At 66.6% G+C, this 24,814-nt stretch carries 30 protein-coding genes and 1 pseudogene; 27 read left to right on the top strand and 4 right to left on the bottom strand.

Annotation, left to right across the window (positions count from 1 at the left end):
• Positions 1-3: 3 nt before the first annotated feature.
• Complete coding sequence (locus H9K75_RS22530) at positions 4-249, bottom strand: helix-turn-helix domain-containing protein (RefSeq protein WP_041835951.1); 246 nt, start codon at positions 247-249, stop codon at positions 4-6.
• A gap of 170 nt (positions 250-419) precedes the next feature.
• Here H9K75_RS22530 and H9K75_RS22525 point away from each other — a divergent pair, with 170 nt between their 5' ends.
• The 27 genes from H9K75_RS22525 to H9K75_RS22415 all read left to right on the top strand — a co-directional run bounded on the left by H9K75_RS22525 (position 420) and on the right by H9K75_RS22415 (position 22,098).
• Positions 420-728: a DUF5983 family protein gene (locus H9K75_RS22525; protein WP_187724205.1), complete on the top strand. Its 309-nt coding sequence runs from the start codon at positions 420-422 to the stop codon at positions 726-728.
• Between the two features lie 271 nt (positions 729-999).
• Complete coding sequence (locus tag H9K75_RS22520; RefSeq protein WP_226858385.1) at positions 1,000-1,428, top strand: hypothetical protein; 429 nt, start codon at positions 1,000-1,002, stop codon at positions 1,426-1,428.
• Positions 1,429-1,568: 140 nt separating this feature from the next.
• Complete coding sequence (locus H9K75_RS22515) at positions 1,569-2,096, top strand: lytic transglycosylase domain-containing protein (RefSeq protein WP_187724204.1); 528 nt, start codon at positions 1,569-1,571, stop codon at positions 2,094-2,096.
• Complete coding sequence (locus tag H9K75_RS22510; RefSeq protein ID WP_187724203.1) at positions 2,093-2,515, top strand: hypothetical protein; 423 nt, start codon at positions 2,093-2,095, stop codon at positions 2,513-2,515. The genes H9K75_RS22515 and H9K75_RS22510 overlap by 4 nt, the downstream gene beginning before the upstream one ends.
• A gap of 97 nt (positions 2,516-2,612) precedes the next feature.
• Positions 2,613-2,975 carry a hypothetical protein gene (locus H9K75_RS22505; RefSeq protein WP_187724202.1) on the top strand — a complete coding sequence of 121 codons (363 nt, stop codon included), beginning with the start codon at positions 2,613-2,615 and terminating at the stop codon, positions 2,973-2,975.
• A gap of 31 nt (positions 2,976-3,006) precedes the next feature.
• Entirely contained in the window at positions 3,007-3,306 is a 300-nt protein-coding gene (gene traL, locus H9K75_RS22500; RefSeq protein WP_187724201.1) for a type IV conjugative transfer system protein TraL, read from the top strand.
• A gap of 14 nt (positions 3,307-3,320) precedes the next feature.
• Complete coding sequence (traE, locus tag H9K75_RS22495; protein WP_060983786.1) at positions 3,321-3,887, top strand: type IV conjugative transfer system protein TraE; 567 nt, start codon at positions 3,321-3,323, stop codon at positions 3,885-3,887.
• A complete protein-coding gene (locus H9K75_RS22490) occupies positions 3,874-4,881 on the top strand; it encodes a type-F conjugative transfer system secretin TraK (RefSeq protein ID WP_187724200.1) in 1,008 nt (335 codons plus the stop codon). Before traE ends, H9K75_RS22490 begins: the two co-directional genes overlap by 14 nt.
• Positions 4,878-6,332: a TraB/VirB10 family protein gene (locus H9K75_RS22485; protein ID WP_187724199.1), complete on the top strand. Its 1,455-nt coding sequence runs from the start codon at positions 4,878-4,880 to the stop codon at positions 6,330-6,332. Before H9K75_RS22490 ends, H9K75_RS22485 begins: the two co-directional genes overlap by 4 nt.
• Positions 6,316-7,152 carry a DsbC family protein gene (locus H9K75_RS22480; RefSeq protein WP_187724198.1) on the top strand — a complete coding sequence of 279 codons (837 nt, stop codon included), beginning with the start codon at positions 6,316-6,318 and terminating at the stop codon, positions 7,150-7,152. The genes H9K75_RS22485 and H9K75_RS22480 overlap by 17 nt, the downstream gene beginning before the upstream one ends.
• Positions 7,058-7,813 (top strand): TraV family lipoprotein, encoded by a 756-nt coding sequence (locus tag H9K75_RS22475; RefSeq protein WP_226858384.1) that lies wholly within the window; start codon positions 7,058-7,060, stop codon positions 7,811-7,813. The genes H9K75_RS22480 and H9K75_RS22475 overlap by 95 nt, the downstream gene beginning before the upstream one ends.
• 150 nt (positions 7,814-7,963) lie before the next feature.
• Entirely contained in the window at positions 7,964-8,707 is a 744-nt protein-coding gene (locus H9K75_RS24385; protein ID WP_264293911.1) for a conjugal transfer protein TraC, read from the top strand.
• Entirely contained in the window at positions 8,635-9,813 is a 1,179-nt protein-coding gene (locus H9K75_RS24380) for a TraC family protein (protein WP_226858383.1), read from the top strand. Before H9K75_RS24385 ends, H9K75_RS24380 begins: the two co-directional genes overlap by 73 nt.
• A complete protein-coding gene (locus H9K75_RS24375) occupies positions 9,708-10,466 on the top strand; it encodes a TraG/VirB4 family ATPase (RefSeq protein WP_264293910.1) in 759 nt (252 codons plus the stop codon). The genes H9K75_RS24380 and H9K75_RS24375 overlap by 106 nt, the downstream gene beginning before the upstream one ends.
• On the top strand, positions 10,396-10,716 hold the full coding sequence (locus H9K75_RS22465; protein ID WP_226858382.1) for a hypothetical protein: 321 nt from the start codon (positions 10,396-10,398) through the stop codon (positions 10,714-10,716). Before H9K75_RS24375 ends, H9K75_RS22465 begins: the two co-directional genes overlap by 71 nt.
• Positions 10,717-10,747: 31 nt before the next feature.
• On the top strand, positions 10,748-11,341 hold the full coding sequence (traF, locus tag H9K75_RS22460; protein ID WP_187724197.1) for a conjugative transfer signal peptidase TraF: 594 nt from the start codon (positions 10,748-10,750) through the stop codon (positions 11,339-11,341).
• Between the two features lie 11 nt (positions 11,342-11,352).
• Positions 11,353-11,736 carry a hypothetical protein gene (locus H9K75_RS22455; protein ID WP_187724196.1) on the top strand — a complete coding sequence of 128 codons (384 nt, stop codon included), beginning with the start codon at positions 11,353-11,355 and terminating at the stop codon, positions 11,734-11,736.
• Positions 11,733-12,368 carry a type-F conjugative transfer system protein TraW gene (traW, locus tag H9K75_RS22450; RefSeq protein ID WP_187724195.1) on the top strand — a complete coding sequence of 212 codons (636 nt, stop codon included), beginning with the start codon at positions 11,733-11,735 and terminating at the stop codon, positions 12,366-12,368. The genes H9K75_RS22455 and traW overlap by 4 nt, the downstream gene beginning before the upstream one ends.
• Positions 12,365-12,796, top strand: a complete 432-nt coding sequence (locus H9K75_RS24930; RefSeq protein ID WP_264293909.1) for a TraU family protein — start codon at positions 12,365-12,367, stop codon at positions 12,794-12,796. Before traW ends, H9K75_RS24930 begins: the two co-directional genes overlap by 4 nt.
• Entirely contained in the window at positions 12,793-14,151 is a 1,359-nt protein-coding gene (gene trbC / locus H9K75_RS24925; RefSeq protein WP_264293908.1) for a type-F conjugative transfer system pilin assembly protein TrbC, read from the top strand. The genes H9K75_RS24930 and trbC overlap by 4 nt, the downstream gene beginning before the upstream one ends.
• Before the next feature lie 9 nt (positions 14,152-14,160).
• Positions 14,161-16,149 carry a type-F conjugative transfer system mating-pair stabilization protein TraN gene (gene traN, locus H9K75_RS22435; protein ID WP_226858381.1) on the top strand — a complete coding sequence of 663 codons (1,989 nt, stop codon included), beginning with the start codon at positions 14,161-14,163 and terminating at the stop codon, positions 16,147-16,149.
• Positions 16,116-16,577: a conjugal transfer protein TraN gene (gene traN, locus H9K75_RS24365; protein ID WP_226858380.1), complete on the top strand. Its 462-nt coding sequence runs from the start codon at positions 16,116-16,118 to the stop codon at positions 16,575-16,577. The genes traN (H9K75_RS22435) and traN (H9K75_RS24365) overlap by 34 nt, the downstream gene beginning before the upstream one ends.
• On the top strand, positions 16,574-16,963 hold the full coding sequence (locus H9K75_RS22430) for a hypothetical protein (protein ID WP_187724193.1): 390 nt from the start codon (positions 16,574-16,576) through the stop codon (positions 16,961-16,963). Before traN (H9K75_RS24365) ends, H9K75_RS22430 begins: the two co-directional genes overlap by 4 nt.
• A 261-nt stretch (positions 16,964-17,224) precedes the next feature.
• The gene (gene traF / locus H9K75_RS22425; protein ID WP_264293907.1) at positions 17,225-17,848 is read left to right on the top strand and encodes a conjugal transfer protein TraF; all 624 of its coding nucleotides are present in this window, start codon (positions 17,225-17,227) and stop codon (positions 17,846-17,848) included.
• Between the two features lie 9 nt (positions 17,849-17,857).
• The gene (locus tag H9K75_RS24920) at positions 17,858-18,277 is read left to right on the top strand and encodes a conjugal transfer protein TraH (protein WP_264293905.1); all 420 of its coding nucleotides are present in this window, start codon (positions 17,858-17,860) and stop codon (positions 18,275-18,277) included.
• Positions 18,274-19,305 carry a conjugal transfer protein TraH gene (locus H9K75_RS22420; protein WP_264294051.1) on the top strand — a complete coding sequence of 344 codons (1,032 nt, stop codon included), beginning with the start codon at positions 18,274-18,276 and terminating at the stop codon, positions 19,303-19,305. The genes H9K75_RS24920 and H9K75_RS22420 overlap by 4 nt, the downstream gene beginning before the upstream one ends.
• 21 nt (positions 19,306-19,326) lie before the next feature.
• Positions 19,327-22,098 (top strand): conjugal transfer protein TraG N-terminal domain-containing protein, encoded by a 2,772-nt coding sequence (locus H9K75_RS22415; protein WP_187724192.1) that lies wholly within the window; start codon positions 19,327-19,329, stop codon positions 22,096-22,098.
• Positions 22,099-22,103: 5 nt separating this feature from the next.
• Here H9K75_RS22415 and H9K75_RS22410 read toward each other — a convergent pair whose 3' ends face one another.
• The 3 genes and pseudogenes from H9K75_RS22410 to pntB form a co-directional block, all read right to left on the bottom strand.
• On the bottom strand, positions 22,104-22,442 hold the full coding sequence (locus H9K75_RS22410) for a hypothetical protein (RefSeq protein ID WP_187724191.1): 339 nt from the start codon (positions 22,440-22,442) through the stop codon (positions 22,104-22,106).
• Positions 22,443-22,544: 102 nt separating this feature from the next.
• Positions 22,545-23,273 carry a site-specific integrase gene (locus H9K75_RS22405; protein WP_226858379.1) on the bottom strand — a complete coding sequence of 243 codons (729 nt, stop codon included), beginning with the start codon at positions 23,271-23,273 and terminating at the stop codon, positions 22,545-22,547.
• A 112-nt stretch (positions 23,274-23,385) separates the two neighbouring features.
• A pseudogene (gene pntB / locus H9K75_RS22400) lies at positions 23,386-24,796 on the bottom strand (Re/Si-specific NAD(P)(+) transhydrogenase subunit beta).
• Between the last annotated feature and the right edge of the window lie 18 nt (positions 24,797-24,814).

Genomic DNA, 24,814 nt, shown 5'->3' with positions numbered 1-24,814 from the left:
CCGCTACAACTCGGCCTCGGCCATCAGTTCGGTCATGCTCATCTCCATCGCTTTCGCGATGCGAGCGATCGAGACGATCCCGGGATTCTGGCCGCCGCGTTCGATGCTGCTCATGTAGGAACGATCAATGGCACTTCGGTGTGCGAGTTCTTCTTGAGAGATGCCTCGCGCGCGCCGGCTGCGACGAATGGCACCGCCCAGTGCGATGAGCACCGGGTCGTTGGCGTGCCGAGGCGAGGTAATGGGCATCCCCGCATGTTGGGGATATGATGCCAATCACACCACGGACGATCTTCCACATAGCCAACCAGTGGGAGAGCGTGCGACCGGTGTTGTGTCCGTCAATGCTGGACTGTTCCCGCTAACTCTGAACTCGTCTCGCATTGACGCAATGCATCATCTCTGTAGAGGCCGCGAACATGAACACAGCCTGCATCGATCGCCTCCGGGAGTTGGCGGAATCCATCACTACTCTCTCATTGTCCCATTTGCAGCCAGCCACACGTGCCAAGCTGCACCGGAATGACCTTTCGGTGAACGCCTATCCCACCGAGTTTGGAGGACTGGTCTACGTCGGTTCACCACCACACCGCACTCCCGTCGAGACTGATCTGGCACTCATCGCGGGACTCTCGTCCAATGCTGGCATTGAATGGCTATTTTTCGACGCCGAGGGACCAGTCGTTGACGGGCTGCCCGTGTTCGACTCTGAGCAGTCCACTCCCTGATGTCAATTAGAGCGGAGATCGCTAAGTCTCAAGGCAGTCTCGCCTCTCGTGTTCTCTATGGCATGGACACCAGAGCAGGCTGATTTCGAAACACCCCTGAGTTGAGCTTCATTTCCGGGCGACTTGCATTCAGCCCTCTCCTATTCTCTCTCCATGCGCTGACGCGCGTGTTCAATGAACTCCAGGACAAGAGGACCCATGCCATGCTGATTGCCATGCCGAACACCAGCCCCGCAAGCCAGGCCCCGAGGGAACTGCCGACACCAGCGACGTGGTTGAGACGCGGCTCTGGCTGGAGGAGCACAACTGGCTCTATGCCCTCTTGCGCAGCGAGAGCAATGTCGCTCCCACGTTCCGAATTCCGGATCTGATGAGTGCCTGCGTGGCTCTCGTCTTCGGCAATGAAGATGCCGCGGAACGCATCTTTGGCTTTCTCGGGACCGCGCTGGTCATGCGCTCGCCTACCACGCCGCGCCGGCGCGAGTCCTTGTGGCGCCCCCAGTTCGAGCTGCTCCACGATTTGCAATGCTCGCCTGCCAACAGGCATCCCAACCCCAAGTTCCAGCTCGACCAGTTGACCACCGCCTGCGTGGCGCTGTGCCAACTCCAGGATGCCTCCGGCGCCGCCGTGCTCATCCAGGCACGCCGCAACATGGTGGAGCGGCACCTGACCCAACTCGCGCCGCGGCACCCGCGATGACCTTGCGGCATCACGCCGCTCACCCGCATTGACCTCCCGGGCCCCGCCCGGCTTACCCGCCAAGACCCTGACCGGCACGCCCGGCCCCCACCCGTACCCGCATTGCAGCGGGCTTGTCCTGAACCACTGAGGGGTGTCTGATGCGCTGGGTTGTCGTTTTCATGGTGGCGATGCTGCCGGCCGCTTCGGCCCTGGCCACGTGTTGGGACACGGCAGCGCAGCGGTATGGCATTGCGCCGGAGCTGCTCTATGCCGTCGCCCGCACCGAGTCGAGCCTGAATCCGCGTGCGGTGAACCGCGCGCATGAGAAGCGCACGGGCAGCTACGACATCGGCCTGATGCAGATCAATAGCCGGCATCTGCCCCGGCTGGCCGGCTTCGGTATCCGCGAAGCTGATCTGTACGACCCCTGCGTGAACCTACAGGTGGGGGCTTGGCTGATGGCTGACAGCTTCGCGCGGCACGGCGTCAGCTGGAACTCCGTGGGCGCCTACAACGCAGCCTGCACCCAGCTCAAAGGGAACGCCTGCACACAGGCCCGAGCCACCTATGCATGGAAGGTGTACCGGCATTTGCCGTCAGCGCGTGGTGTGGATCAGGGTACACGGCAGAAGGCCACCGCCGTAGTGGCGCAAGGCCAGGGCCTGCGCGTGAGGGTTTCGCCATGAGGTGCTTGAAACCTGCGGCGCTGTACCACCGCTGCGCGCTGTGCGCGTGCCTGGCCATCTCGGCGTGCACCACGGCGCCGCCCAGCGCCATCGAGCCGCCCGCACCGGTGGCCACTAAGGCGTGGGCACGGCTGGCGCAGCACGGACATGGCGCGCAAGCTGAATTCGCACTGTGCCGTGGCGACGCCTGTCCCCAACCCACGACCAAGACCTTGGACACCGCGCCAAGAATCATCGTCCCGGTAGTGCCGGATCCCGTAGCCGATGCCCCGGTTCCGCTCATTGAGTCGATGGACCCCGGCGAGCAGGTGGAGGTACAGACCCATCAGGCAACGCCCGCAACCGAGGGGCCGCTTGGTGCGGAACCGCCACCGGAGACGCCACAGCGCAGTAGTTCACTGCCTGATCTAGACCGCTAACACCCACCCGTCCGGGCCTTGGCCCCACCCCGCCACTGAGCAGACCGAACCGCACCACCCTTTCGACACCCGTCTTTTCCTATTCCGGAGATTTGTCATGAGCACTGCCATCCTGTCCACTCCCACCACAACCTCGCGGCGCGCCCCCGCGCGCAGGATCCTCGGCTTTCTCTGTCTGGTCGCTCTGGCCCTGGCCGGCCTGGCGCTGGCGTTCCCGAGCCATGCGCTGGATCTCGTCGCTTTCACGGGCATCACCGGCCCGCTCACCTCCGCGCTGTCGCAGATCGCCGAGCTGGGCCCGGGCATCAAGGCCCTCGTGGGCTTCGTCGGCTTCGTGGTCGCGCTGATCTCCCTGTCCGCGCTGCGCAACTTCGGGCCCGTGCTGTTCTACGTGGGCCTGGCCATCTTCGCCGCCGTGGGTCTCGTGATCGCTGGCGCGATCATGGGCGCGGTCGTCTGAGCCCCGGCACATCCCCATCCCGGAGGCACTCATGCAAGCGGACACCTATATCCCGCGGCGCCTGGACGACCAGTGGAAGATCGGCTTCTGGGATGTCGATGTCGCCGCGCCCATCGTCCTGGCCTTCTTCATCGGCTACCTGTCGGCCAGCAAAGCCGCGTTCGCGCTCTGCATGGCCGCCGGCATCGCCGTCTCGCGCTGGATCGCCCGGCTGAAGTCGGACAAGCATCCGGCCTTCGCGCTGCACTGGCTGTACTGGCACCTGCCGGTCAATCCCGCCACCGCCATGCGCGCCACGCCGCCGTCGCACATCCGCCGCATGGTCGGCTGAACCGGAGAAGCACCATGGACTTCGACCGGCTCAGAGGCGACCTCAAGGACATGCGCCGACGCAACCGGGGCCTGGGACTCGCCGTCGGCGCCCTGGCCGTCGGCATGCTGCTCGCGCTCACCATCATCATCAACCTGCTGGGCACGGTGCGCACCGTGGTCGTGCCGCCCTCGATCAGCAAGAGCTTCTGGGTCACCAGCGACCGCGCCTCCAGCGAGTACCTGGAGCAAATGGGCAGCTTCGTCGCCTGGCTGATCCTGGACGTAACGCCTTCCACCATCGACTGGAAGAAGGACATCCTGCTCGGCTACGTCGACCCGGCCCAGTACGGCCCGCTCAAGACGCGTCAGGAGGTCGAGGCCGAGCGGCTCAAGCGCATCAACGCCGCGACCGCCTTCGCGCCCCAGCAGCTCGTCGCCAGCGAGGACACCCAGTCGCTCGTCGTGCGCGGCCGGCTGCGCACCCTGGTCAACGGCTACGAGACCGCCAACGACCTCAAGGCCTACCGCATCGAGTTCGGCCATGCCGCGGCTCGCATGCACGTCATCGGATTCAAGGAGGTGCCCTATGCGGTCAAGTGACAGCACGCTCACGCGGCCCTGGCCCGCGTATTTCCCGCGCACGTTCTCGCGCACTTCGGCCCTGCAACAACCGGCCGGGAGCATCGCGGCCCTGGCGCCCGCTTCGCATGGCAATCCGTCGCACCAGCGCTGGAGCCGGTTGCCACCGGCCGCGCGCAAGGTGCTCGCCGTCACCGCCCTGTCCCTCGGCCTGCAGGCACACGCACTGCAGATCGTGGAGGCCAGCGACGGGGTCGCGGTCGAGGCCATCGTCTCCCTCAAGGAGCCCACGCGCATCCGCATCGAGGGGGCGGCGATCACCGACGTGTTCGGCAATATCCATTCCAGCCATTGCGGCGGCGGCGCACCGGCCATCTCTGCCGCACCCAACACCCCATCAGGCACGCCCGGCCTTGCCAGCCCGGCATCGCTCACCTCCTCCCCGGTCAATCCGGCAGGGGATGTCATCGTCGAATGCGACCGCGACAAGGGCGAGGTCTACATCCGGCCCGTCGGCGATGCGCTGCGGCCTATCAACCTGTTCGTTTCGTCGGCCACGGCCACCTACACGCTGCTGCTGCGCCGTTCGGACACACCGGCCGACACCATCGTGATCCGGGACAAGACGCCCCAGGCGTTGCGCCCCGGTGTCCTCGAGGCCACGCCCTCCGGCCCGGCCCCCAGCCATGTGCGCGCGATGAAGGGCCTGCTGGTGGCCATGTCCTCGGACCGCGTGCCCGCCGACGTGCGCGTCGAGGAAGCCGCCAAGCCCATCCAGCTCTGGGCGGAAGCGCGCTTCACGTTGATGCGCCGCTACGAAGGCCGCGGCTATGTGGGCGAAAAGTACGCCCTGCAGAACGTGAGCCTGGCTCCCATGGTGCTGGCCGAGCAGGAGTTTGACCGCCCGGACAGCCGCGCCGGCGGGGAGATCACCGGCATTGCGATCGAGCACCACAACCTGCGGCCGGGCGAGACCACGAGTGTCTATGTGATCCGACGGGGAGGCACGCGATGAACACTCCTTCCATGCCCTCGGGGCCGTCGGGGTCCGGACGCCCACCTAGCCATGCCGTGCGCGGCTGGCTGGAACGGCTGTCGCCGCGCCAGCGCCAGTACGCGCTGCTGGCCGCCATCCTGGGCGGCGGGATCGGCCTGCTGTGGATGATCTTCAGCTTCGCGGGAAGCGACGCCAAACCGCACGGCGGCCGCGCGGCGCAGCCCAAACCAGGCGACGTCACCAACATCGGCGTGATGCCGCCGGGCGGCCAGGTCAATCCGGTGGATCAATGGGTCGGCACCGCAGGGCGCAAGCTCGCCCAGTACGAGACCGAGCGCGAGGCACAGAGCCGGGTCAACAAGGACCGCGAGGCCTTCGAGAACAAGACCCTGCAGCGATTCGCGGAATTGGAGAAGCGGCTGACCAGCACCCAGCAGGCCGCCGCATCGCCGCCGCCCGCACCTGCACCTGCACCTGCACCTGCGCCTGCGCCGCCGCCGGCGCCCGCCCAGGCCGCCCCGACTACCATGCCGCCCGCGGCCGGCCTGCCGCCAGCGCCGCCCGCACCGGGCATGGGCGCCATGCCTTCCGGCATGCCCACGTTCCAAGGCATGGCCGCAGCCACGCCGCCAGCGCCCGTGATCTCCCGCGTGACGCTCGCCGAGCGTCCTCGCTCGTTCACCACGACCGGTAGCGACGGCCCCCACAAAGCCGAGGGAGGCGGCCAGGCATCGAACGCCCCCAAGACGGTGTCCACCTTCCTGCCGGTAAGCTTCACGCGCGGCATCCTGCTCGGTGGCCTGGACGCGCCAACCGGTGGCCAATCGCAGGCCAACCCCCATCCGGTGCTGATCCGCCTGTCGGACAACAGCGTGCTGCCCAACCAGTTCCGCGGCGAATACCGCGAGTGCTTCGTGGTCGCGGCGGGCTATGGCGACATCAGTTCCGAACGCGCCTACCTGCGCACCGAGAACCTGTCCTGCGTGCGCGCCGACGGCGCCACGCTGGAAGTACGCATCCAGGGTTCGGTCTACGGCGAGGACGGCAAGGTCGGCATGCGCGGGCGGCTGGTCACCAAGCAGGGGCAGATGCTGGCCAACGCATTGTTGGCCGGCGTGGTCAGCGGAATCGGCCAAGGCCTGTCCACCGCCAACACCACCTATAGCAGCTCCCCGCTCGGGACGATGGCCAGCACCGACAGCAATGCCGATGCCTACCGGGCCGGCCTGGGCAGCGGCGTCGGCAAAGCACTGGACCGGCTCGCCCAGTACTACATCAAGCTGGCCGAGAACACGTTCCCGGTCATCGAGGTGGACGCCGGCCGCCAGATCGACGTCGTGATCACCAAAGGCGTGCGCATCGACGTGCCGATGACCGCCTCCTCTCACTCCCTTGCCGAGCGCGGCCAGCGCCGCACCGCTTCCCCCGAAACCCGCTACCTGGAGACCACCGATGATGGCAACTACTGATTCCGCGCGCCGGCGCCACCGCTTCGCTTCGACAGTGCTCTGCGCTGTGCTGGCGGCTGCGGCAGCGACCGCCCAGGCAGCGTCTCCCGACGAGACCCGACTCCTGACGGCTTTGCGCAAGGCCCATCCGGGGACCGAGTTCACCGAGGTGTCGCGCACCGAAGTCTCGGGCCTCTACGAGGTCTGGATGAACGGAAACGTCGCCTATGTCGCGTCGGCGAATCCACGCTATTTCGTGTTCGGGCGGCTGTTCGACACCCAGGCCATGCGTGACGTCACGAGCCCGAGGATCGCGCAGCGCTCCAGCCAGGATGGGCGGGCGCAGACGGAAGCCGTCTCCGCCGCGCCGGTGCCAGTCGATCAGTTGCCGCTGGCCGATGCGATCAAGACGGTGCGCGGCAACGGCCAGCGCAAGCTCGCGGTGTTCAGCGACCCGAACTGCGTCTACTGCAAGCAGCTCGAGCCCGAGCTCGCCGGCCTGGACAACGTCACCATCTACACCTTCCTCGTCCCGTTCCAGGGCGAGGCCCGGCCGGTCGCCATCTGGTGCGCCGCCGACCGCGAGCGCGCCTGGCGCCAATGGATGCTGCAGGCGGATGCCAGCCTGATGCAGCCGGGCGCACAGTGCGATCACCCGATCGCGCGCAACCTTGAGCTGGCGCGCCGGCTCCGCGTACAGGGAACGCCGACCATGATCTGGGCGGACGGCAGCCGCACCGACGGCTATGTCGGGCGCTCTGTGCTGGAAGCCAGGTTCGCGGAGGTCGGCAAGGTGGCCGTGGCCCAGCCTCAGCCGGTCAAGGCGGAGAAGCGGCCATGAGCGCGCGCATCGCATGGATCGCACGCGGGCCGCTGCCGCCCTGCTGCTGCCGCTGGCCGGCTGCATGAACATGTCGGGCCTGAGCGGTAGTTCCAAATATTCGTGCGCCGCGCCGGAAGGCGTGGCCTGCGACTCGGTATCCGGCACCTATGCCAACGCCCTGCACAACAACCTGCCCAGCCAGCAGACGTCGGCTTCCCGCGGCGACCCCCAGGGCACTGCAGCGGAGACTATCGCATCACCGTCAGTGCGCCAGCCGATGGCCGGTGCGCCGCGCAGCATCGCCAACGGCAGCGCGGACGGTGCTCCGCCCCTGGCACTGCGCTCCCAGGCCCGGGTGCTGCGTCTGTGGACCAAGCCTTGGGAAGACGCCGACGGCGATCTCTGGGACCAGGGCTATGTCTATGTCCAGGTCGATGCGGGACGCTGGCAGATCGACCATGTGCGCCAGCGCATCCGCGACCAGTACGCCCCGCTACGCCCGCCGCCAGCGGCTGCACCCGCCGCGCCGTCCAGTGGCGCGCCGGCACCTGCCGGGTTCACCTCGTCCGAGCCTGACAGCGCCGCCCCTGCCGAGGGCGCCGTTCAGCGCCCCGCCCCATTCAATGCCTTCCCCTCGCTCGCCCGTCCGCCGGCCGGCCTTGGGACCCGTCCGCAGTGAGGCCGCCATGCTGTTTTCTTCCGCCGATACACGATCCGGCGCTATCCACACCGCGCCGCTGCTTCCCTTTGGCGCCCCGCGGACACGCCGGCCGAGCAGTTTGCCAACTGGCTGCCGTATTCGGCCTACCTCGCCGACGAGAAGATCTTCGTGAACCGCGACGGCATGGGCTTCATGCTCGAAGTCATGCCCCAGTCGGGCGCCGACGAGCGCATGGCCGAGGTACTGGTCTCGCTCTACGCCAACTGCCCGCCAGGCACCGGCCTGCAGTTCCACCTGTTTGCCTCGCCGCATATCCGCCACCAGCTGCGCCAGTACACGAACCTGCGCGTCGAGGACGAGGACCAGGCCGAGAAGGCTCGCGAGTTCGGCCGCCCCGTCCCCAATGAGAACCTGTTCCGCAAGCTGGCCCGCCAGCGGGTCAACCACCTGCTGCACGGCACCCGGGACTCGCTGACGGCGGGGTTTCACTACACGCTGCGGGATTTCCGGCTGATGCTGAGCGTGGCGTTTCCGGGGAATGCGGAGGATCTGAACCGGCGCGATGCGCTGCTGGCCCTGCGCGACTCGATGGCGGCCACGCTGCGCTCGGCCATGCTGCCCAACCGGGTCTGCGACGCGGCCGACCTGATCAACTGGTGCGCGCTGTTCACCAACCCGGACCGCATCGCGCATTCGGATGCCGAGGACCTGAACTACGACGATGACCACTGGCTGCGCTACGACGACGGCCGCGAGATCCGCGACCAGATCGTGGACTTCGACACCATCCAGGACCCGCACCCCTCGGGATCACGCTCTGGAAGGAGACCAGCGCCGAGGTGCTGGAAGCGCGCTTCTATTCGATCAAGTCGTTCCCGGAGCGCTTTGCCCTGTGGCAGATGGGCTCGCTGATCGGCGACCTGATGCAACCGGCGCTGCAGTACAGCGCACCCTTCCTGATCACGCTGGGCGTGCACGTGCTGGACCCGAACGCCACCAAGTCCATCATCACCGCCAACCACGTGCGCGCCACGCAGAACGCCAAGTCCAAGATGGCCGACGTGATGCCGGACGTGAGGAAGAAGCTCGACGACTGGTCCGCCGCGGCCAATGCGATCGACACCGGCGGCAGCCTGGTGAGCCTGTACCACCAGCTCGCGATCTTCACGCCCCCTGACAAGGCCGCCTCGGCGCACGAGGCCGCGAACGCCATCTGGCGGGCGCGGGGCTTCCAGCTCAACGCCGACGCCTACATGCACCGCCAGGCGCTGCTGGCCAGCCTGCCGATGACCTTGACCCCGAGGTTCCACAAGGACCTCGCGAAGATGCGCCGCGTCACCCGCAAGACCATGGCCAACGCAATCCACATGGCGCCGCTGATCGCCGAGTGGCGCGGCACGCGCACTCCGGCACTGGTGTTCGGCGGGCGGCGCGGGCAGGTCATGACGCTGGACCTGTTCGACAACGACCTGGGCAACTATAACTTCGCGATCATCGGCGCGCCCGGCTCGGGCAAGTCCGTGCTGATGAACGAGCTGGCCTGGTCGTACCGGGCGATCGGCGCCAAGGTCTGGATGCTGGACCTGGGCCGCAGCTTCGAGAAGCTGTGCCGCAAGGCCCAGGGTACCTACATCGAGTTCCGGCCTGACGTGGATATCTGCCTGAACCCGTTCACCATCGTGCACGACATCAACGAGGACATCGACATGCTGGTGCCGGGCATCAGCAAGATGTGCTCGATGCAGCACACGCTGGACGAGGTCCAGTACAAGGCCATCTCCGCCATGGTGCTCAAGCTCTGGCGCGAGCACGGCAACGACCTGACGATCACCGGGCTGCGCGACGCCTTCAAGACCGGGACCATCGAGGAGCTCGGGTCACGGGCGACCAGCGCATCCGCGATCTGGCCATCATGCTCAACCCCTACGCCAGGGGTGGGCAGTATGAGCGCTTCTTCGAGGGCCGGGCCAATGTGGACTTCTCGAACGACTTCATCGTCATCGAGAACGAGGAATTGAAGCGCCGGCCCGACCTGCACGCAGTCGTCAACATCCTGCTGCTGCACCAGATCACCGGCGAGATGTACCTGACGCGCAACCGGCGCAAGGTGCTGTTCATCGACGAACTCAAGCAGCAGCTCGGCGACATCGGCGCCGACGATCCGGTCAAGGCCGCCGTGGTCGAGGAAGCGGCACGGCGGGCCCGCAAGTATGGCGGGGCACTGGGCACGGCAACGCAGTCGGCCGACGACTACTACGGCAGCGCCCAAATGGAGGCTGCCTTCAACTGCTCGGACTGGGTGTTCCTGCTGCGCCAGAAGCCGGAATCGATCGAGATGCTGGACCGCAAGGGGCGCCTGGCCATGGACGAGCCTAAGAAGCGGCTGCTCAATTCACTGCGCACCGAGGCGGGGCGTTCTCCGAGTTGTATATCTCGTCTCCCGTGGGCGAAGGCGTGGCACGCAACATCCTGGACCCGGCGACGCACCTGCTGTTCTCGAACAAGCTGGAGGACAACGCACCCATCGATGCGCTGCGTGCCCAGGGGTTGTCGATCGACGAGGCCATTGCCGAGCTGCTGCGCCAGCGGGGGCATGCGCTATGACCCGGCCGCTGCTGCTCAACGCCATCGTCTCGGCGCTGCTGGTCGCCCTCGGCATCACGGCCTATGACCGCTGGGTGCTGCGCCCGGCCCTGGTGGTCGGCGTAGTCGATCTCTCCGAGGTCTACCGCGCCAAGGAAGCCGAGTTCACCCGCCTGCTGACCCAGCCCGGCAGCGGCGCCGACCGTGAGCGTGCGCTCGCGCTGGCGCGGAATTTCTCGCAGCGCCTGCCCGCCGCGCTGGATGAACTGCCCGGGAATGTGGCTGCCTGGTCGTCATCAAGAGCGCGATCGCCGGCACGCCCCATGGGCTGGACCTGACCGCGGCGCTGCGCCGCAAGGTGGATCTGCCATGACTGCGCACCCAGAGTCCCTCAATGCAGTGAATATTCAGCCCCGCGGCTGGTGTCGGCGGCGCGCCGATGCCCTGCTGGACTTCCTCGGCCATATGCGCCGGCGCTGGTACCTTTACCTGCCGGTGTTCGCGATCTGGGGCTTTGCCTATGTGCGGCTCTTCATCGACCCGACGCCGCGCCTGCCCCTGCTGGTCAACTGGACGCCCAGCCTGCCCTACCACGTGGCGCTGATGCAGTACCAGCACCCGGCGGTGCAGCGCGGCGACCTGATTGTGTTCGCGTTCGCGGGCGAGGCCCAGGAGCACTACCCCGGCCTGCGCGGACAGCCCTTCTTCAAGCAGGTGCGGGGAGTGCCGGGCGACATCGTCACGGTGTCGGAGCGCACGGTCTTCGTCAACGGCGAGGCCGTGGGCCTGGCCAAGCCTCGAGCCTTCGACGGCCATCCGCTGGCCCCCATCGCGCCAACGGTGATTCCACCCGGGCATTTTTACGTCCAAGGCATCGGTCCCCACAGTTTCGACTCGCGCTACGCCGAAAGCGGCCTGGTGCGTGCCGAGCAGGTGGTGGGCATCGTGGTGCCGATCTTCTGAGGAACCGGACCATGTTCAGAGTCTCCATCCTCGCCGCACTCCTGCTGGGCCACGCACTGGCCACGAGCATCGCGCAGGCCCAGACCAACCCGGCGTTCGGGTCGCTGTCCGCGACGCCCGGCCAGGACACCTCAGGCGACATGCCCCTCGCGGACTACCTGGGCCTGCTCAAGCAGATCGCGCCAGCCGCGGAAAGCGGCGCACGCACTTACCTCGGCGCCCTGCAATTGCGCTGCGGCCGCACGCTGACCACGGCCGAGCTGCGGCAGGCCGTTTCCGAGGGCGAAGGCAATCCGGCCCTGATGGGGCTGATCCGCGCCGCCTACCAGAAGGACGCCGCCGCGCGAGACCGACTCGTCGCCCAGCTTCCCTGTCCGCGCGGAGGCACACGATGAACCCCAAAGACCACCTTGCCCTCGCGTTCGCCATGCTGGCCGGCTTCAGCGCTTCGACGCACGCCACCGACCTCGGCACCCTCGGCCCCACCTACCAGATCGCCGAGCCCCATCTGCTGCAGATGATCGAGCAGCGCCTGCGCGAGAAGGAACGCAGCGGCGAGCTGGCCCGGATCGAGCAGGATGCCCGCGCCCGCGGCACGGAGGCGGTGCGCAGCCCGGTTCCCGTTGTGGGCGTGCAGACCACAGCGAAGCCCCGCACCTTCTACTTCGACCCGACCTACACGCTGGACCGCAACCTGCTCGGCGCCCAGGGCGAGTTGTTATTCGCCGCCGGTACCAAGGCCAATCCACTGGACGTGGTGTCGCTGTCGCGGCACCTGCTGTTCTTCGATGCCCGCGACAGCCGCCAGGTCCGCCAGGCGCGCGAGCTGATGGCGCGCTACCAGGGCAAGGTCAAGCCGATCCTCACCGGCGGCTCCTACCTGGAGCTGATGAAGTCTTGGCGCATCCCCGTCTACTACGACCAGCAGGGACTGCTGATGCGCCGGCTCGGCATCTCACAGGTGCCGGCCCTGGTCTCCCAGGAGGGCAAGCGGCTGCGCATCGACGAAATGGAGGTGCCGCGATGACCCGCATCTTCCGCGCGCTGGCGACCGCGTTGCTGGCCGCGCTGCTCCTGGCCACTGGAACTGCGGCGGGCGCCGCGGGCGCGGCCACCTGCACCGGCAAGTTTCCGAATCCGATCACCGACATCTGCTGGAGTTGCATCCTGCCGCTGAGCATCGGCGGCGCGCGCATTGGCAACTTTGGCGACCAGGAGGACATCGACAACCCCTCGAGCCCGCTGTGCACCTGCGGCGTGAATCCCGTCATCGGCCTGTCGATCGGATTCTGGGAACCCGCGCGCCATGTGGAGGCCGTGCGCAAGCCGTTCTGCCTAGCGTCTCTCGGCGGCATCGACCTTGATCCCGGTATCCCGGCGCCCGAGGCGGCACGCTTCACCCGCCCCGAGGGGACGGTGACGGCGGCAGCTTCTACCAGGCCCACTTCTACGTGAATCCGGTCCTCTACTACCTGGAGGTCGTCACCGATTTCCCGTGCCTGGAGAAGGGCTCGCTCGATCTGGCCTACCTGACCGAGGTTGATCCACTGTGGGCCGACGACGAACTCACGCTGATCATCAATCCGGACGCGGCGCTGTTCGCCAATCCGGTGGCGATCGCTGCCTGCGCCGCCGACTGCGTGGCCGCCTCGGTGGGCTTCGGGATCCGGGAGGTGTTCTGGTGCGCGGGCTGCCAGGGTGGCCTGTACCCGATGAACGGTCATGTCCCGTACCACCTGGGCGGTGTGCGCACCGCGGCCCTGATGGCCCAACGGCTCACGGCCAAGATGCACCGCGAGCTGATCGCCTGGGCCTGGCATGGACAGGCCGGCCTGTGCGGGCCGTACTTCGCGCCGGTCATGGACAAGACCGCCTACAAGACCCAGCTCACCCACCCTATCCCGAACACCGCGAAGGAAGCCGGCAAGTGCTGCCAGCCCTTCGGCCGCACGACCGTGCTCTGGGCGCTGGCAAGGAGTACCCGGTGCGCGGCGAGGACTTCGCCTTCCTGCTCTTCAGAAAAAGGAACTGCTGTGTCGGCTACTGACCGCTCCCACCTCCCCGCCCTCCAGCGGCGCGCGCTCATCTCCCTGCTGGCCGCTAGCGCGCTGCCAACCGTCTGGGCCGCCGGCCCGGCCATCACCGAGGCCGACATCGAGCGCGCGCGCCGCTCACAACCCACAGTCACCGAGCAGGACATCGAACAGGCGCGGCGCAAGCACAGCCTGCCACCGATTGACATCCCGACGACCACCCCGGCGATCCCTCCCGCGACCACCACCCCCTCCATCGACGCCCTGCCGCAGCCCGTGACGCGCACGCCGATCGACCTCGAAGCGCTGGCGCGCGGCTATGCATCGCAGACGGACGCGATGGAGGCCGCCCAAGGCTTGGCGAAGGGCCCCGGCCTGCTCGTCTTCGTCAGCCTCGCGATGCCCCGTCCCACGCTGCAGCGCCTGATCGACCAGGCTGCTCGCGCCCGTGCCTCGGTCATCCTGCGCGGCCTGGCCAACGGCTCGCTGCGCCAGACCGTGGCCCAGGTGCAGCCGCTGATCGGCCAGCGCCAGGTCGCGGTGCAGATTGACCCGCAGGCCTTCGACCGCTTCGCGATCACGCGGGTGCCCAGTTTCGTGCTGCTGCGCGACGGCACGCGGCCCGAGTCCTGCGCCGCCGGCAGCTGCGCGCCGCCGGAGGCCTTCCTGCGCACGGCCGGAGACGTGAGCCTGCACTATGCGCTCGAGCACATACAGCGCGCCGCCCCAGCCTTCCGCGCCGATGCGGCCCCGTTCCTCGCGCGGTTGCGGAACTAGGAGCCCAGCATGCCTACTGCTCTTGCACTGCTGCTGCGCCGGATCGTCATCGGCTTCACGCTGGCCAGCGTCCTCGCCACCCAAACAGCGGCCGTGGCCGGCCCGCACGAGGAAGGCACGGCCGCCGGTCAGGCGGCCAACCCGCTGGCCCGGGGAACGATCACCACGCCCAGCGCTTCGTCCGTGGTGCCGGGCTACACGACGGCACCGCCCGAGCGCCTCTACTACGGCCAGCCCAATCTCTCGGGCCAGACCAGCGCACAGCTCGCCGCCTGCGCCCTCACGCCCAACGACCCGGTGTGCCAGGCGCTGCTGGGTGCCCGGGCTTCGGCCAACACGTCGCGGGAGCCGGTCTCGCCCTACGACCCTGCCGTGCTGGGCGCCCGGCGCATCGCGGCCAACCCGTCGACGCAGTTGGAGGACATCGCGAGCTACTACAGCGGCTGCCAGGTCGATACCGTGTCCACGCCTGCGACGGAGACCCGCGTGTGCCGTCAGTACAGCGGCGCCACGGCGCAATCCTGCGCGCGCACCCTGTCGGTGTCGATCTCGCGCACGAGCAGTTGCTCGCCGGGCGAGTGGTTCGCCCAGGCGGCTTCGGGAAGCATCGCCCTGGCCGTGCAGTGCAAGCCGGATCTTCCGGCGTCGGCCCAGCATTTCCGGGTCACGAGCAGCGGCGTGCCGCTGGCCTTCTTCGATGTGGACATGAGCGCCGCGTACGTGTTCCCGCAAATGGTCGCTCAGGTTCCAGGTGGCAACTGGTGGGGTGGCGGCGCCAACGGCGTCTGGGTCGCCAACAACCGCTGCAACGGTGACGATTGCCGCCTGACCGGTTTCATCGCCCAGCAGTACCGGCAGATCTGCACCGGCAGCGGCGGGGACGCGGGTGACATGACCTGCACTACCGAGCGGCCCTTCCTGGAGGTCTATGCCGCCTGTCCCGCCGGAACGCAAAGCGGCGACCACATCGCGTACACCACCGGTGGCGGCGGCGACGGCGGAACCAGCCAGACGACCTACCTGGACAAGGCAACCTGCTACGCGCCGACGCAGGGGCCTTCGGACTACCCCGGCTACGACGACACGGGCGCGGTCTCAGGGAGCTACTGGACTGTGCGATCGAGCCGCCCCGTCGTCGGGTTCCAGCTGAACCCGGCCTACGGCCCGATCCCGCAGATGACGCTGGCCTACGAGCGGCCGCACACGACGGTCACGGAATCAGACCAGTGGGACGATCAATGTCCCAACCTCCAAGGCGACGGGCGTTGCTCGATTTCCGGTACGGCGCGCTGCGTGGACGGGCCGGCGACCCGGCAGGTCGACGGCGCGCCGGTCACTCGCGCTTGTTGGCGCTACGAAACCGCCATGTCGTGCCAGTACGGCGCACCCACCGACGAGTGCGCGCCGCTGGCTGCCGCAGGCTGCACGTCGGCGGGCACCAGCTGCAGGCAAACCAACCCCGCCACCGGCGCCTGCGAGATCACCGAGAACCGCTACACCTGCCCGGTGGCGCCGGGCTCAACAGTGGCGGCCAGCAACTGCCCGGCCAACGTCTTCTGCATCGCGGGCAACTGCTTCAACACGGCGTACACGAACGATGCCGACTTTGCCCGTTCCATGTCCTTCCTGGAGGCTGGGCGCGAAGCCGGCGTCTACCTCGACACCGACAACCTGCAGGTCTTCAAGGGAGAGGCCAACAGCTGCCGCGACCGCCTGCTCAAGAACTGCTGCTACGCCGACTCGGCCGGCTCGGGCATGAGCAACCAGAGCGTCTATGGCGTCGGCTCACGGCTGGTTTACGACACGCTCATGAACGCCGGCAACCGCGAGTTCGTCTACCAGGGACTGTCGGCTCTGCTGACCGGCGGGGGTTCTCCGGCAGCTTCACCAGCTATGGCGTCACCGTGGCGGTCAATGGCACGGCCCTGCCGGCTGGGTCGGCCGTCCTCTATTCCGGCGAGAGCGTGGTCATTGCCTTCGACCCCTGGAGTCTGGTGATCGCGGTCGTCATCTACATCGTGATGTCGATGATGTCCTGCAACGAGGATGAGGGAAAGCTCGCCATGAAAGAAGGCGCGAAGCTGTGCCATACGGTCGGCACCTACTGCTCTTCCTGCCTGCGGATCCTGGGCAAGTGCGTGTCCTGCATCGAGCACACGACCACGAAGTGCTGCTTCAACTCGGTGCTGGCCCGGATCATCAACGAGCAAGGCCGGCTGCAGGTGATGAAGTGGTGGGGCACGGCGGAGATGCCGGACTGCTCGGGCTTCACGATCGCCCAGTTGCAGTCGCTGGACTTCTCGCGCATGGACCTGACCGAGTTCTATGCCTCCATCGTGCCCAAGCTGCCCAACGTAGGCGCGATCCAGGGCGGCACTGCAGGCCGCGCGAGCAACTGCTACTACGGGGAAGGGAGATGCCAATGAACATCCGCGCACGCATCGTCTCCGCCGTCGCGGCGGCGTCCATGCACCTCCTTTGCGCGGCGGCGCACGCCGAGCCGGTGCGAACGCCGGTTCCCGACGCTCGACCAGTCATGCTGGCCGCCCTGCAGTCCGCCGACGGCACGGCCCATGCTGTCTTGACCGGAGAAATCGCGGACGCCATCACCAAGCGCTTCGAGGCCACGTCGCCGATCTACATCGACGTCTCCACCGAGCGGCGCTACAGGGAGCCGGGCTGCAGCCGGCTGAAGGTGCTCTTCTGGCAAGAAGGCGTGCGCCTGCCCGAGGCCAAGGCGCCACGCAAGCAAACGATCGAGTTCGGCATCAACTATTGCGCCACGGGCCTTCCGCCCAAGTCGCTGCTCTGAGGGGATGGCCATGTACGCGCACCTCCATTCGATCCTGGCCGCTGCCCTGGTCTCTGTGGCCGCCATGGTGGTCGGCATGGCCTCTGCGCAGGGCGTTGCTCCGCCAGCGTCCATGGACGACGCCTCGCGCCCCTACTGGTCCGACGGCTGGCGCGGCTGGCACTTCTACGAGGATCCACCCCTGGAAGAGCCCGCGCCCACCGCCCGGCCCGCGCCGGCCATCCCGCCCGGCCCTCCGCCCCACCACGCCCGCCTGAGCTGGTGGAGTTCGAGCGCTTGCAGAAGACCCTTGAGGAGCTGCGCAACATCGCGATCATGCGGCCGACCGAGGGCAATGTGCGGCGCTATATGGAGCTGGAGATGCAGGTCGTGAACCGGGCTTCCTACTTCGCCGACATGGCGCAGCGCGTAGCGTGGGCCACGCCGGAGCTCGATCCCACGCTGCAGGGCCGTCCGGTCAATGCCCAGGCGCTGGAGGTGTTCGATCAGCAGCAGCGCGCAGGCCGCTCCACTTCCGTTGAATCGTTGGGCAGAGACCATGTGCTGTTCTTCTTCTACCGCAGCGATTGCCCCTACTGCCACGCGTTCGCGCCAACCCTGCAGGCTTTCGAAGCTCGTCATGGTATCCAGGTGGTGGCCGTGAGCGTGGACGGCGGACCGATGCCGGGCTTCCCCCGGGCCCGAGCCGACAACGGCATTGCCACTGCCTTGAAGGTGACCCAGGTGCCGGCCGTTTTCCTGGCCCAGCCCTATACCGGAAAGATCACCCCGATCGGCTTCGGCGTGCTGTCCGAATCGCAACTGCTCGAGCGGATCGCCACCGTCTCATCGCCCACCGGCGAGGCCATGCTGCCCGGCGCCACCCAGCGCTTGGCTCTTCCGTAGGAGGTCTTCATGCCCATCCGTTCCCGCACCGTTCATGCGCGCAAGGCCACTGCTGCGGCCGTCGCCCTGTCGCTTCTGTGCACCGTGATGCCCAGTCGCGCCGATCTCAACAGCGAGGTCAACGACATGTTCAACAACCTCGGTGCCATCGGCAACTACACGGCGCCGGGGGCGTTTCGCGGCCAGACCTACAACACCTACACCGGCGGCAACCTGATGATGCGATCGCCGAACAAGGTGTACCAGCTCGCGGCCATCCAGTTTCCAAGCGCGAAAGCAGGCTGCGGCGGCATCGACGTGTTCGGCGGCAGCTTCAGCCACATCTCCGCGCAGGAGTTCAAGAACATGCTGCGCAACATCACGGCGGCCCTGCCGGGCATTGCGTTCCAACTGGCGCTGGAGGCGGTCTCGCCGCTGCTCGGGGGCTGACCAAGTGGGCCAAGGGCCTGGAAACCTGGATCAACAACGCCCGTATTAATTCCTGCGAAACGGCGAAAGCCATCGTCAGTACGGCGGCCGAGGCCGTGGGCTACAGCTCCCAGGAGACCTGCGCCGATCTCGCGATCGACATGGGCCTGGAGAGCGACCGGGACTCCGCGCGCAAACGCTGTGGCACCGACCGGCCCAGCATCTTGTCATCGGCGCGCTCCTCGGGCGACGCCAACGTGCGCAACAAGGCGCCCTTCGTCGGCAACCTGACTTGGAAAGCGCTGCAGTACACCGGCGCCTACCTAGATGACGCCGAGCGCGAGCTGATCATGAGCATGGTGGGCACCATCATCTACTACCCGGAGGAATCGAGGCGCGATCCGGAACCCATCGCCCCGACACTCACGTCCATCAGCCAGTTGCTCTACGGCCAGGCGGCGGGCTCCGGCACCAATGTCGTCCAGCATCTGCTGCGCTGCAACGACTACACGAACTGCGACGTGGTCTCGCTCAACACCAACTACAGCCACGTCCCGTTCACGGCCAAGGTCGAGACGATGATGCGCTCAATCGCGGACAAGATCGCCACGCGCACGCCGATTCCCAACAATTCGGCGGAGGTGGGCTTCGTGAACCAGACCACCGAACCCGTCTACAAGATGCTCTCGGTGGGCACCAGCATCCCGGGTTCGGGGCTGGCCGACAGCTTGATCGGCCAGTACCGCGATGTGATCGCGGCGGACTATGCCTACGTCTTCCTCGAACGCAACCTGCGCCTGGGCATGGCGGCGCTGTCCAAGGACTACACGCTGCAGCAGACCCAGCGCGATCAGGCGAACCAGGTACGGCAGCGCGCGCAGGCCATGCTGCTGCAGATCTCGCAGGAGAAGAACCTGCTGTACCAGAAAGTCGGCTCGTTCCGGGCCGTGGCAAGCCACCTGGAGCAGTTGGAGCGGCAGTTGCGCTCCAACATGCCCCAGCACGTCATGGACATGCTGGGCCAACAAGCGGCCTACCTGTCGCGCTGACACCGATGGAGTGGCATGGCCATGTGGGAGATCTACGCCTACCAGAATGCCGACAGCCTGTTCGGCGTGTTCAACGCGGCCGCGGCCATCCATGCCTCCAACGACTACGCCTCAGCCGTTGCGGCGGTCGCCTTCTGCGGCTTCGTTGCCGCGCTGATCGCCTACGCTTTCGCGCCGGAGAAGCTGCAGGGCTGGAAGTGGCTGGGCTCGGTGGTGCTGGTCTTCGGCATCCTGATCGTGCCCAAGGTGACGGTGGGCGTGGTCGACAAGACCGGCGGCTCCGCGGTCAAAGTGGTGGACAACGTGCCGTTCGGCGTGGCGCTGCTGGGCAGCCTCACCAGCACCATCGGCCATACGCTGACCGGCCTGTTCGAGACGGCCTTCCAGGTGATCCCGGGTGCCGGCGCACTGCCGGCCGAGCTGTCGTACCAGCAGAACGGCCTGATGTTCGGCAACCGGCTGATCCGCGAGACCGGCAATGTAGTGTTCCAGGATCCGGGCTTCCGCACCGACCTGGTGAACTTCATCCACAACTGCACGACGTACGACCTGGTCGACGGTACGCTGGATCCGGCGGCATTTTCTGCATCAGACGATGTCTGGCCGCTGATGGGATCGCCCAATCCTGCCCGGTTCAGCACCCTGACGGGAGCCAGTGGAGCCGTGGGCGTGGATACCTGCCCCAACGTGTACCTGAGCCTGAACGGTCGGCTGCCCGCGCAATTGCAGCGCATCCAGGGGCGCCTGGCGTTCCAGCTCAATCCGACGCTCCCAGGCACGGCGGCCGCAGCCGCCATCGCGGGGCAGGTCCAGCAGGCCTACCTGAAGAATGGCATTGCCAATGCCTCGGCGACCACCGCGGACATCATCCGCCAGAACGCCATGCTCAATGCACTGGAGGATACGGGCAAGATCGTGGGCCAAAAGGTCAATGACCCGGCGGCCATGGTGCTCGCCGTCGGGCGGGCCCAGGCCGTGGCCCAGATGAATGCCTCATGGCTGAACTACGGGAAGGTGGCGGAACAAGCGCTGCCGGTGTTCCGCAACGTGATCGAGGCGGTGACGTACGCCCTCTTCCCACTGTTCGTGCTCTTGCTGCTGCTGACCAGCGGCCGAGAGACCATGCTGGCCTTCAAGGGCTATGCCGCCATCCTGATCTGGATCCAGCTGTGGCCGCCGCTCTATGCCATCCTGAACTACATGGCCTCGATCTACGCCGCCTACGACCTGGCGGCCGCCGCCGACCTGGGCACCGGCGGCAAGGCCCTGGCCCTGCAGACCGCCTCGGTGATCTACTCCCGGGCGCTGTCGGGCGAGGCCATCGTCGGGTATCTGGCCATCAGCATCCCCTTCATCGCCTGGGCCGCGCTCAAGCGCATGGAGAACTTCGGCACGGCCCTGGTGGGCGGGCTGTCGGGGCTGCAGGCCATGCTCTCGGGCTCGACGGCGGCGTCCACGGTGGGCAATACCTCGCTGGGCAACGTGTCGATGGACCAGATGCAGCTCGCGCCCAACCGGACCTCGGCGTTCATGGGCAGTTGGCAGAACGACCTGAGCGGCAACACCTTCACCGGCAACGCGCTGACGGGACGTACAGCGGTGAGCCTGCTGCGCAACCAGGGCTTTGCGTCGCGGGTGGTGTCGATGCGGGTGTCCGAGCAGGATGTGCAGGATGCGAGCCGCCAGGTCGATGCGGCGCGCGGGGAAGCAGTCGCGGCCAGCAGCGAGCGCTCGGCGGTGCTCGCCGAGGCGTTCACCAAGGGCGTTGCAAAGTTGCGCTCGTCACGCAACAGCACGGGCACCACGTCCAGTGGCTTCGAGCAGTTCGGTGAGACGGTCAATCGGCTGGACCAGATCAGCAAGAGCGTGGCGGACACGACCGGACTCACGCAGGCCCAGGTGGCACGGATCGCCATGGGGGCCTCTGGGCATCTCGGGATCAATACCCCTTTCGGTGGTGTACAGGGGAATGCCGTCGTCGAGAAAAACTACAGCTCCAATCTCTCGTCTGCCGACCAGAAGGTACTTTCCTCGATGACAAACGAGCAGCTCGCGGAATTCAAGCAGTTTGGCGACCGGGTGTCTCGGGACAGAAGTTTCATCAGCATGGTCGCCAGCGACAGCCGTGAAGCCCAGGATCTGTCTGCCCGGCTGGCATCGACCACCTCGCGGACCGAGCGGGCCGACGCCAGCCTGAACGAGCGCAGCGCCTTTGCCGAGCGAATCTCGACGGCCTATGAGCGCGGCGAGACCATCTCTATCGATATCGCCCAGGACCCGCACAATCTCGCGATGTTCACCCGCTATGCCGAGCAGTATGGCGGCAGCAGCGCGTCGGCTCGCGTGCTGATGGAGGCGGAGCTGGCCAGGCAGTCGCTGCAGCCCAACCGCGTGTTCTCGGACGGCACCGCAGTGCCAACCGCCTTTGGCGACCTATCCGCTCAGCACCTGCAGAATTCCAGCAGCCCAGCCCTTGCGCCGGATCTTGCAAGCCAGCACCGCGCCAACCAGGGCAGCGTGCGCGGCTCCAGCGGTGGGCCAGGGGCTGCGCCTCGGGGTGAGTCCCCGTCAGCCATGCGCAGTGAGATCCAAGCCGAAGGCCAGCGTATCCGTGCGAGCTCCTCGTCGGATCAGGACTCTTTTGAGCGCAAGGCGCAGATCACCAAAACGCCGGATGGCACCCTGGCTTCGGAGCGATCCCTGATGCTGCAAACCGGCAAGCAGGTTAAAGAGGACGCCGCGCCTATCGTCGAGGACGCCAAGCAGGCAGTGAAGGACGCCCTGAAGAAATAGCGTGGTTAGAGGTTCTTGTCGGCGTCGAGCATGTGACTTCCGTGTTCGGGCCGAGGCGGCTTCGTGAACGGAGCATGCCCTTCGTCCCTCCAGTAGTTCACTGCCATGTCCCGGCCAGAACTACCGCCACCGGGAATTGGTTCAATTTCCTCTTCGGTAAGAAGACGGCGGCGCATAGCGGTACGTTGTTTGCCAATCTGAGACAGGCCGCCTCCGATCGCTCCGCCAAATAGAGCCCCCAGAGCCATCATGACAACGCTCACACCCCAGTCTTCATGGCGCGCAGACAGGTGGCCGAGGCCAATGCCCAGCAGCAGGAAGAACAGGAAGATGGCTTTTCGCATAGAACCTCCTTGCGATACGAGACACCTTACTGATCGACAGCCAGAAATCAAGGCGATCGGCGCATCCGCCACCGAGCGTCAAGCTCCAGTAACACGCTGAAGCTATATCAGATTGGCTACGAGCTGTTCCAGCGTGAGGCGTTCTCGCGGAAATTGCGCGCGTACTGCGCTAGGTTCGGCGATACCCAGTAGCAGTCCAACTTGCACTTCGTCTGCCCCTCTTGCAAACAGCTTTGCCGCAACAGTATGGCGCGCGCGAAGCGCCGTCAGATTCTTGAGCTCGGCATAGCGAAAGATCTTGCGATAGGCTTCCAGGATGCTCCGGCATTGAAACTGCCTCTGACCGTTCGCTTCGTACGGCGTGATTTCAAAGCCTCGTCCACTCGAGGACAAGAACAGTCGAGTGGCTGGATCAAGCCCCCTATATGCCCCATCTTCACCAAGTCCGAGTTTTAGGAGAACACGCTCGGCGAGATAGCTGCTCAGAACCTCATCTAGCCTCGAGCTGCGAAAGAACAATGGCCGCGACCGGCCATTGATCGCAACCTCCGGTCGAAATTCGGATGAGTGGCGCACGCCCCCGGTGGGGTCAAGGTAGTCTCGGATCTCCAGACGCGCGATCTCCAACGGTCGAGCTCCAGTGGCCAAGAGGAAAAAGTACAGCCCCAGATCTTCATGAGGCTGATGACTACGGTCGCGGATGCGTTGAGCACCTTCAGCGATCTCCTCTTCACTGAGGACGAGAGTGTCATGACTTGGCATAGGCTTCCCCCTCTGTCCGCTCACTTCAAGAAATTGAATCGCCATACGATGCAAGCGAACTTGCTGCACAAACCTCTCGTTCTGTACTCCTGAACGCACCCACCACCCTTACCTCCTCCGAGGAGATACGTGCCCCTTCAGTCGTCGTATCAGTTCTCGGACTCGACTCGCACACTCGCCCTCAGCCTTTGAGCGCCGCGAGCACCTCGTCCAGCATCTTCTTGGCGTCGCCGAACAGCATGCGGTTGTTCTCCTTGTAGAACAGCGGGTTGTCCACGCCCGCATAGCCGAGGCCATGGAGCGCTTCATCACGATGGAGTGCCGCGCCTTCCACACTTCAAGCACCGGCATGCCGGCGATGGGGCTCGTGGGGTCGTCCTGGGCCGAGGGGTTCACGATGTCGTTGGCGCCGATCACCATGGTCACGTCGGTGTCCGGGAAGTCCTCGTTGATCTCGTCCATCTCCATCACGATGTCGTAGGGCACCTTGGCCTCGGCCAGCAGCACGTTCATGTGGCCCGGCATGCGGCCAGCCACCGGGTGGATGGCAAAGCGCACATTCACACCCTTGTCGCGCAGGGTCTTGGTGATGTCGTTCACCGTGTGCTGCGCCTGCGCCACGGCCATGCCGTAGCCGGGCACGATGACCACGCTCTTGGCTTCGCGCAACAGCTCGGCCGTTTCGACGGCGCTGATGGGCACCGCCTCGCCCTGGGGCTCGGCGGCAGCGGCATCCCCCTTCTTGGCGGGAGCACCCGAGCCGAAGCCGCCCGCGATCACGCTGATGAAGTTGCGGTTCATCGCCTGGCACATGATGTACGACAGGATGGCGCCCGAGGAGCCTACCAGCGCGCCGGTGACGATCAGCAGGTCGTTGTTGAGCATGAAGCCCGTGGCCGCCGCCGCCCAGCCCGAATAGCTGTTGAGCATGGACACCACGACCGGCATGTCGGCGCCGCCGATGGCCATGACCATGTGCACGCCGAAGAGCAGCGCGATCACCGTCATCACGACCAGCGCGGTCATGCCCGCGCCCGCGTCGTGCGCATTGAGGAACTGACGGCCGAACCAGACCACCACCAGCAGCGCGACGAGGTTGAGCCAGTGGCGCGCGGGCAGCAGCAGCGGCTTGCCGCCGATGCGGCCGTTGAGCTTGCCGAAGGCGATCAGCGAGCCGCTGAACGTGACGGCGCCGATCAGGATGCCGACGTAGATCTCCACCTCGTGGATGGCCTTCTCGGCGCCCGTGAACTGGACCGAGGTATCGACGTAGCTGGCAAAGCCCACGAGGCAGGCGGCCAGGCCGACCAGGCTGTGCATGAGCGCGACCAGTTCGGGCATCTGGGTCATCTTCACGACCTTGGCCGCATACAGGCCGATGCCGCCGCCGATGACCAGCGCGATGACGATCCAGGCCAGCCCGACGGGTTGACGCGCGGGCCGAACACCGTGGCCAGCACGGCCAGCGCCATGCCGACCATGCCGAACAGGTTGCCGCGGCGCGAGGTTTCCGGGTTGGACAGGCCACCCAGGCTGAGGATGAAGAGAATGGCGGCGCCGAGGTAGGCCACCGTGGCGAGACTTTGGGACATGGTTCGGATCTCCTCGTT

The sequence above is a fragment of the Diaphorobacter aerolatus genome, from assembly GCF_014489535.1.
Classification (GTDB): domain Bacteria; phylum Pseudomonadota; class Gammaproteobacteria; order Burkholderiales; family Burkholderiaceae_C; genus Diaphorobacter_A; species Diaphorobacter_A aerolatus.
Note: the sequence above shows the minus strand (reverse complement) of the source record. Positions and strands in the feature narration are given on the sequence as shown.